The organism is Nonomuraea sp. PA05 (assembly GCF_008086045.1).
Taxonomy (GTDB): domain Bacteria; phylum Actinomycetota; class Actinomycetes; order Streptosporangiales; family Streptosporangiaceae; genus Nonomuraea; species Nonomuraea monospora.
In genome coordinates this window covers 162,793-170,881 of the sequence record NZ_VSEY01000029.1, presented here as the reverse complement: position 1 = coordinate 170,881, position 8,089 = coordinate 162,793, and the positions used below count along the sequence as shown (strand labels likewise).

Here is an 8,089-nt window from a genome sequence, read left to right as displayed (position 1 = left end):
TGAGATGGAGGTGTGGGCGCTGGAGGCGTACGGTGCCGCGTACGCGCTGCAGGAGCTGCTCACCATCAAGTCCGACGACGTTCTCGGCCGGGTGAAGGTCTACGAGGCCATCGTCAAGGGCGAGAACATTCCCGAGCCGGGCATCCCCGAGTCCTTCAAGGTGCTCATCAAGGAGATGCAGTCGCTGTGCCTCAACGTCGAGGTGCTCTCCAGCGACGGCATGTCCATCGAGATGCGTGACACCGACGAGGACGTCTTCCGCGCGGCGGAGGAGCTCGGTATCGACCTGTCCCGGCGTGAGCCGAGCAGCGTGGAAGAAGTCTGAGGGGGAGATCGCACACAATGCTAGACGTCAACTTCTTCGACGAGCTCAGGATCGGTCTTGCGACCGCCGACGACATCCGTCAGTGGTCGCACGGCGAGGTCAAGAAGCCCGAGACGATCAACTACCGAACCCTCAAGCCGGAAAAGGACGGGCTCTTCTGCGAGAAGATCTTCGGTCCGACCCGCGACTGGGAGTGCTACTGCGGTAAGTACAAGCGCGTCCGGTTCAAGGGCATCATCTGTGAGCGCTGTGGCGTCGAGGTGACCCGGGCCAAGGTGCGCCGTGAGCGGATGGGCCACATCGAGCTGGCCGCGCCCGTCACGCACATCTGGTACTTCAAGGGCGTTCCCTCGCGCCTCGGCTACCTGCTCGACCTGGCCCCGAAGGACCTGGAGAAGGTCATCTACTTCGCGGCGTACATGATCACGCATGTCGACACCGAGATGCGTGAGCGTGACCTGCCCTCGCTGGAGGCGAAGATCTCCGTCGAGCGGCAGCACATCGAGCAGCGCCGCGACGCCGACGTCGAGGCCCGGCAGAAGAAGCTCGAGTCCGACCTGGCCGAGCTGGAGGCCGCCGGCGCCAAGGGCGACCAGCGCCGCAAGGTCCGCGAGGGCGCCGAGCGCGAGATGCGTCAGCTGCGCGACCGCGCCCAGCGCGAGCTGGACCGGCTCGACGAGGTCTGGAGCCGCTTCAAGAACCTCAAGGTCCAGGACCTCGAGGGCGACGAGCTGCTCTACCGCGAGATGCGCGACCGCTTCGGCCGCTACTTCAAGGGCGGCATGGGCGCGCAGGCGATCCAGGACCGGCTGATCAGCTTCGACCTCGACGCCGAGGCCGAGAACCTGCGCGAGACGATCCGCAGCGGCAAGGGCCAGAAGAAGGCCCGCGCACTCAAGCGGCTCAAGGTCGTCTCGGCGTTCCTGAACACCACCAACTCGCCGCGCGGCATGGTGCTCGACTGCATCCCGGTCATCCCGCCGGACCTGCGCCCGATGGTGCAGCTCGACGGTGGCCGGTTCGCCACCTCCGACCTCAACGACCTGTACCGCCGGGTCATCAACCGCAACAACCGCCTCAAGCGTCTGCTCGACCTCGGCGCGCCCGAGATCATCGTGAACAACGAGAAGCGGATGCTGCAGGAGGCCGTGGACGCGCTGTTCGACAACGGCCGCCGCGGTCGCCCGGTCACCGGTCCCGGCAACCGGCCGCTGAAGTCCCTCAGCGACATGCTGAAGGGCAAGCAGGGTCGTTTCCGCCAGAACCTGCTGGGCAAGCGAGTCGACTACTCCGGCCGTTCGGTCATCGTCGTCGGCCCGCAGCTCAAGCTGCACCAGTGCGGTCTGCCCAAGCAGATGGCGCTGGAGCTGTTCAAGCCGTTCGTGATGAAGAGGCTCGTGGACCTCAACCACGCGCAGAACATCAAGTCGGCCAAGCGGATGGTCGAGCGCGCCCGCCCCGTGGTGTGGGACGTGCTCGAAGAGGTCATCACCGAGCACCCGGTGCTGCTCAACCGCGCTCCGACGCTGCACCGTCTGGGCATCCAGGCGTTCGAGCCGCAGCTGGTCGAGGGCAAGGCCATCCAGATCCACCCGCTCGTCTGCACCGCGTTCAACGCGGACTTCGACGGCGACCAGATGGCCGTGCACCTGCCGCTGTCGGCTGAGGCCCAGGCCGAGGCACGCATCCTGATGCTCTCGACCAACAACATCCTCAAGCCGGCCGACGGCAAGCCCGTCACCATGCCCACCCAGGACATGGTCATCGGCCTCTACTGGCTGACCACCCAGAAGGACGGCGCCGCCGGCGAGGGCCGCGTGTTCGGCTCGATCGCCGAGGCGCAGATGGCCTTCGACCGCCGCGAGCTGGAGATCCAGGCGAAGATCCAGATCCGGCTCAAGGACGTCCTGCCGCCGCGCGAGTGGGTGGCCCCCGAGGGCTGGGAGCAGGGCGACCCGATCCGGCTCGAGACCACCTTCGGCCGGTGCCTGTTCAACCAGACGCTGCCGGACAGCTACCCCTTCGTCGACTTCCAGGTCGGCAAGAAGCAGCTGTCCACGATCGTGAACGAGCTGGCGGAGACCTACCCCAAGATCGAGGTCGCCAACTCGCTCGACGCGCTCAAGGACGCCGGCTTCCGCTGGGCGACCCGCTCCGGTGTCACGATCTCGATCGAGGACGTCGTCGCGCCCCCGAACAAGCAAGACATCATGGAGAACTACGAGCGCCGGGCCGACAAGGTTCAGCGCGAGTACGAGCGCGGTCTGATCACCGACGAGGAGCGCCGTCAGGAGCTCATCGAGATCTGGACGCACGCGACGGCCGACGTCGAGACCGACATGGTCAACGCCTTCCCGGCGACCAACCCGGTCTGGATGATGGTCAACTCCGGCGCCCGTGGTAACAAGATGCAGGTCCGGCAGATCGCCGGCATCCGTGGCCTGGTGTCCAACACCAAGGGTGAGACGATCCCGCGGCCGATCAAGGCCTCGTTCCGCGAGGGCCTGTCGGTGCTGGAGTACTTCATCTCCACCCACGGACAGCGCAAGGGTCTGGCCGACACCGCTCTGCGTACCGCCGACTCGGGTTACCTGACCCGTCGTCTGGTGGACGTGGCGCAGGACGTCATCGTCCGCGAGATCGACTGCGGCACCGACCGCGCGGTCCCGCTGCACGTGGCCGACCGCGACGCGTCGGGCAACCTGGTCAAGGCGGAGAACGCCGAGTCCAACGTGCACGGCCGCATCCTGGCCGAGGACGTCGAGGTCGACGGCAAGATCATCGCCCCGGCGGGTGTCGACATCAACGACATCCACGTGACGAAGCTGGTCGAGGCCGGCGTCGAGACCGTCCGCACCCGCAGCGCGCTCGTCTGCGAGGCCAAGATCGGTGTCTGCGCGACCTGCTACGGCCGCTCGCTGGCCACCGGCAAGCTCGTGGACGTCGGCGAGGCCGTCGGCATCATCGCCGCCCAGTCGATCGGTGAGCCCGGCACGCAGCTGACGATGCGTACCTTCCACACCGGTGGTGTGGCCGGCGCCGACATCACCCACGGTCTGCCCCGTGTCACGGAGCTCTTCGAGGCGCGCATCCCCAAGGGTGTCGCCCCGATCTCCGAGGCCGAGGGCCGGGCTCGCATCGACGAGACCGACAAGACCAGGAAGATCGTCATCACGCCGGACGACGGCTCGGAGGAGATCGCCTACCCGGTCTCGATGCGCTCGCGCCTGCTCGTGCAGGACGGGCAGCGCGTCACGGTCGGGCAGCAGCTCGTCGCCGGTGCCGTCAACCCCAACGAGGTGCTGCGTATCCTCGGCCCGCGGGCCGTGCAGCTCCACCTGGTGGCGGAGGTCCAGCAGGTCTACCGCTCGCAGGGTGTGTCGATCCACGACAAGCACATCGAGATCATCGTGCGGCAGATGCTCAAGCGCGTGAACGTGCTGGAGTCCGGTGACACCGACCTGCTGCCCGGCGAGCTCGTGGAGCGCCCGCGCTTCGAGAATATGAACCGCGAGACCGTGGCGGAGGGTGGCTCCCCGGCCGCCGGCCGTCCGGTGCTCATGGGCATCACGAAGGCGTCGCTGGCCACCGAGTCGTGGCTGTCGGCCGCCTCCTTCCAGGAGACGACCAGGGTGCTGACGGACGCGGCGATCCACGCCAAGTCCGACTCGCTGCTGGGCCTGAAGGAGAACGTCATCATCGGTAAGCTCATCCCGGCCGGTACGGGCATGCCCCAGTACCGCAACATCCGGGTCGAGCCGACCGAGGAGGCCAAGGCCGCCATGTACACCGTCGGCGGCTACGACGGCTCCGCGGCCGACTACACCTTCGGCACGGGCAGCGGCGAGGCCGTCCCCCTGGAGGAGTACGACTTCGGCCAGTACAACCGGTAACCGCTCTGAGTGACGCGCCCGGGTCTCGTTTTCGAGAGGCCCGGGCGCGTTGCGTTTCCGGGGTGAATGACGCGCCCGCGCCTGGGCGTGCGTCTTTTTTGTTACGGCAAGCCGCCCTCCACCACCCGCCGTACGGGGCTGAGGGCCTTCCAGGGAGACGCCCGCTGAGCCCTTCAGTGGCGGGCCGCCGTCACGGCGCCCGGTTCACAGCATCGCCGTGACGAGATCCCTGACCTTGGTGGCCGCTTCGCTGATCGCCGTCACACTCCCGGCCGAGGCCGTCAGCATGGTGAGGAAGCCCATGAGGCGGTTCGGCCGCTGGTCGCCCGCCACCTCCTCCCGCAGCAGCTCGACCGCCGTGCTCGCGCCATCAGGGTCGGCGAGCTGGCTCTGGTGGCGGGCGACGGCGTTCAGCAGCCCGTCGATGAGCGCGCGCAGCTCCTCCTGCTGGGCGGCGGTGCCGTGCTCGTTGACCACGCCGTGGAAGTGCGAGCCGGGGGCGTGGCCGAAGTTCGAGCCGGGAGCGTTGCCGTAGTTGACGCCGCCTTCGTGCTGGGTCATGGGGTGTCGCCTTTCTGGGCTGGGCCGGTGCTGCCGCGGAAGTGGGAGCCCGGGGCGTTGCCGAAGTTGGAGCCGGGAGCGTTGCCGAAGTTCGAGCCGCGGGCGTCGATCTTGTTGTTGGTGATCTGGGTGATGCGCTGGGCGACCTCGCCGGTGTCGATGCCGTGCTGGACGAGGAAGCGGCTGATGGCCTTGAACACCGCCTCGTGCACGACCTGGTCGAACATCTCGACGTCGCGTTCGATGAAGAAGCGGCGCAGGTCGTCGCCCATGGCGAGCTCCCGCACGCTCCTGGAGGCGCCGTAGTCGTACAGGCCGCGGCTCTGGATGACGGTGCGGTCGTCGCGTTCCTGGCGGCGCAGGGCCGCGCCCCTGGCCCAGCGCCTGGCGATCCGGTACGGCGCGGTGACCAGCAGGGGGATCGTCCTGACGGCGCCGGCGCCGATGGCGACGGCGATGCCGGTGAGGACGTCGGAGGAGACCCGGTCCACCTGGGAGTACTCCGGCGCCAGCGGATACAGCATGTACGTGCTGCCCTCCAGGAACAGGGAGCCGCGCAGCCGGATGGCCCTGATGAAGATGGTCACGATGAGCTGGCCGCCCCAGCCGAGCACCTCCACGCAGAGGTAGACGCGGGCCGAGGACTCGGGGGTGCGTGACACCGCGCGCAGCAGCTCGGTGTCGGCCGTGACGAGCGGCGGGGCGAGGGGGTCCGGCAGCAGGTCGGGGGCGTGGTTGAGGTCGACGCCGTTGATGAACAGGCGCTCGGTCAGCCGGAGGTTCGGCAGTCCTGTGGCGGCTACCTCCCGGGCGAGGTGGGCGTGCACGTCGTCGGAGTGGAAGGGCTTGGGCGGGCGGTCCTTGGCGGCGGCCTTGGTGATGTCGATGGCGAAGGACCAGCCGTGGTACTCCGCGCCGCTGCCGACGAAGGGCCGGTAGCCGGAGAAGACCATGACGTTGCCGTGCTGGGCCTGGACGAGGCGGCCGACCTGGTGACGGGCGCGCGGGCCGAGCGGGGCGGGTGCGGCGCCGGGGGAGAAGCGGCGGCTGGACAGGCGTCCGCCGAGGACGACGACCCTGGTGATGAAGAGGTGCGCCGCCACCACCGCCCAGGCCAGCGTGAGGGGGATCAGGGCGAGCAGGGCCAGGCGGAGACGGCCGAGGTCGCCGAGGTCGTCCAGGAGGCCGTTCAGCGTGTCCAGGGCGTCCGCGTCCGGCAGTGCGGCCGCCGCCACCAGGACGAGCGTGGCGGCGGCGAGGAGCAGCAGGAGCACGTCGCGGACCGCGCGGTGGCGCTCGGCGGCGAGCGCGTGCCTGGCGACGGCGGGCAGGTCCACGCCGTAGGAGGGGGCGGTGGCGCGGCAGGGGTGGCCGAGGGTCTCGCGGATGACCTCGTGGGCGAAGGAGTCGTCGAGATAGCCGGCGGCGCACAGGTAGCGGGTGGTGTTGGTGGGGCGCTGGATCGGGGCGGAGGTGGTGTGGTGCTCCTCGGGCAGGCCGCCGCCCTGGATCTGCAGGACCGCCTCCACGCCGCCCATGCGGACACGCTGGCCGACGGCCAGGCGTACGGGCTGCTGGATGCGCGCGTCGTTGACCCAGGTGCCGTTGGTGGAGCCGCAGTCGCTGATCCAGGCGGAGCCGCCGGCCAGCCAGATCCTGGCGTGCCTGCGGCTGATCTCCTCGGAGTCGATGCGTAACGGCGCGGTGCGGCCGATCTCGACCGGCGCCTCGGAGACGGGCAGGCGCACGCCGCGCAGCTCGTGCGGGCGCACGAGGACGAGCTCGAAGGGGGAGATGGGGGAACCGGGCCACAGCCCGCCGGCCGCCTCAGACAACGCGGCCTCCGTCCGGGCGCGACCCTGGGAGGAGCTTGTGCATCTGCGTCAACCCTCTCGACGATTCGCCAGGTGACGCTAGCCGCGCGGTGAGGAGTCGGCGTCAGGGAGTGACCCGGGGATTACCCTAGGCACGGTCGTCCAGTCTTAACCAGACCGATGCCCCAGCTTCGGCGAAGCGCTCGCGAGATGGTCGCGGGGGCCGATATCATGACCTCCGGAGCTGTAGATGGGCTGGATGAGAAGGCCCCGGCGACCCGGAGTGGCAAGGCTTGTCGGTCTTGTCGCGCCGTTTTGACGTGTCGCCAGGGCCTGGGTAGTCTTGAGCATCGTGCCCGTCTTCTAGCGGGCTCTCGACCGTGCGCTCATTGCGGGCGCGGGACGGCTTCCTGGCTCGTAATCCTCGCGGACGTGTCTGCGCGAACAGCGCGACACGCCCGAGCGCGGGGGCACCGAGACAAGAAAAACCAGCAGGTCATGACACCGGCAGTACCTGCGAAACGCAAGACCTTTGACGTGACACCGGCCAAGGCACGAAACGGAGTGGCAGTGCCCACTATTCAGCAGTTGGTCCGCAAGGGCCGGCAGGACAAGGTCTCAAAGACCAAGACTCCTGCCCTCAAGGGGAGTCCGCAGCGGCGCGGCGTGTGCCAGCGCGTTTACACCACGACTCCGAAGAAGCCCAACTCGGCACTGCGCAAGGTGGCCCGCGTTCGGCTCACGAACGGCATCGAGGTCACGGCTTACATCCCCGGTGTGGGCCACAACCTTCAGGAGCACTCCATCGTGCTCGTGCGTGGCGGTCGTGTGAAGGACCTGCCTGGTGTTCGCTACAAGATCATCCGCGGTTCGCTGGACACCCAGGGTGTCCGCAACCGCAAGCAGGCCCGTAGCCGCTACGGCGCGAAGAAGGAGAAGAGCTAACCATGCCTCGTAAGGGTTCTCCTGGCCGCCGTCAGCTCATGTCTGACCCGGTTTACAGCTCGCCGCTGGTGACCGCCCTGATCAACAAGGTGCTCCTGGACGGCAAGCGCTCCATCGCGCAGTCGATCGTCTACGGCGCCCTCGAGGGCTGCAGGGAGAAGACGGGCAACGACCCGGTCGTCACCCTGAAGCGCGCGCTTGACAACGTCAAGCCGACCCTCGAGGTCCGCAGCCGTCGCGTCGGTGGCGCGACCTACCAGGTGCCGGTCGAGGTGCGCGCCGCGCGCAGCACCACCCTGGCCCTGCGCTGGCTGGTGCAGTACTCCCGCGCCCGCCGCGAGAAGACCATGACCGAGCGCCTCATGAACGAGCTCCTCGACGCCAGCAACGGCCTCGGGGCGAGCGTCAAGAAGCGCGAGGACACCCACAAGATGGCCGAGTCCAACAAGGCCTTCGCTCACTACCGCTGGTAGTGGGTTCGACGAGACGACGAGGACGCGAGAGAAGTGGCCACCCAGACCGCTCTTGACCTGGCCAAGGTCCGAAACATC

Annotated in this window: 6 protein-coding genes; 4 read left to right on the top strand and 2 right to left on the bottom strand. The window is 68.4% G+C overall.

Annotated features, from left to right (window positions below; genetic code table 11):
• Positions 1–325, top strand: a 325-nt coding sequence (locus FXF51_RS38620) for a hypothetical protein (RefSeq protein ID WP_168018088.1), incomplete at its 5' end; no start/stop codon positions are given.
• Between the two features lie 17 nt (positions 326–342).
• Positions 343–4,218, top strand: coding sequence for a DNA-directed RNA polymerase subunit beta' (locus FXF51_RS38615; RefSeq protein ID WP_148439703.1), 3,876 nt, complete (start codon positions 343–345; stop codon positions 4,216–4,218).
• Between the two features lie 204 nt (positions 4,219–4,422).
• On the opposite strand, the gene FXF51_RS38610 is transcribed toward FXF51_RS38615, so the two are convergent.
• Entirely contained in the window at positions 4,423–4,779 is a 357-nt protein-coding gene (locus FXF51_RS38610; RefSeq protein WP_148439702.1) for a DUF5955 family protein, read from the bottom strand.
• Positions 4,776–6,614, bottom strand: coding sequence for an FHA domain-containing protein (locus tag FXF51_RS38605; RefSeq protein WP_148439701.1), 1,839 nt, complete (start codon positions 6,612–6,614; stop codon positions 4,776–4,778). The genes FXF51_RS38610 and FXF51_RS38605 overlap by 4 nt, the downstream gene beginning before the upstream one ends.
• 549 nt (positions 6,615–7,163) lie before the next feature.
• Between FXF51_RS38605 and rpsL the strand changes: the two genes are divergently transcribed.
• Together rpsL and rpsG are read left to right on the top strand one after the other, a co-directional pair.
• Positions 7,164–7,538: a 30S ribosomal protein S12 gene (gene rpsL / locus FXF51_RS38600; RefSeq protein WP_020542315.1), complete on the top strand. Its 375-nt coding sequence runs from the start codon at positions 7,164–7,166 to the stop codon at positions 7,536–7,538.
• A 2-nt stretch (positions 7,539–7,540) separates the two neighbouring features.
• Positions 7,541–8,011 carry a 30S ribosomal protein S7 gene (gene rpsG, locus FXF51_RS38595; protein ID WP_043623423.1) on the top strand — a complete coding sequence of 157 codons (471 nt, stop codon included), beginning with the start codon at positions 7,541–7,543 and terminating at the stop codon, positions 8,009–8,011.
• Positions 8,012–8,089: the final 78 nt, after the last annotated feature.

What these genes read in the sequence shown, in the direction of transcription:
- FXF51_RS38610 (WP_148439702.1), bottom strand. Translation starts at nt 4,779, where the DNA reads ATGACCCAGCACGAAGGCGGCGTCAACTACGGCAACGCTCCCGGCTCG.
- rpsG (WP_043623423.1), top strand. Translation starts at nt 7,541, where the DNA reads ATGCCTCGTAAGGGTTCTCCTGGCCGCCGTCAGCTCATGTCTGACCCG.
- FXF51_RS38615 (WP_148439703.1), top strand. Translation starts at nt 343, where the DNA reads ATGCTAGACGTCAACTTCTTCGACGAGCTCAGGATCGGTCTTGCGACC.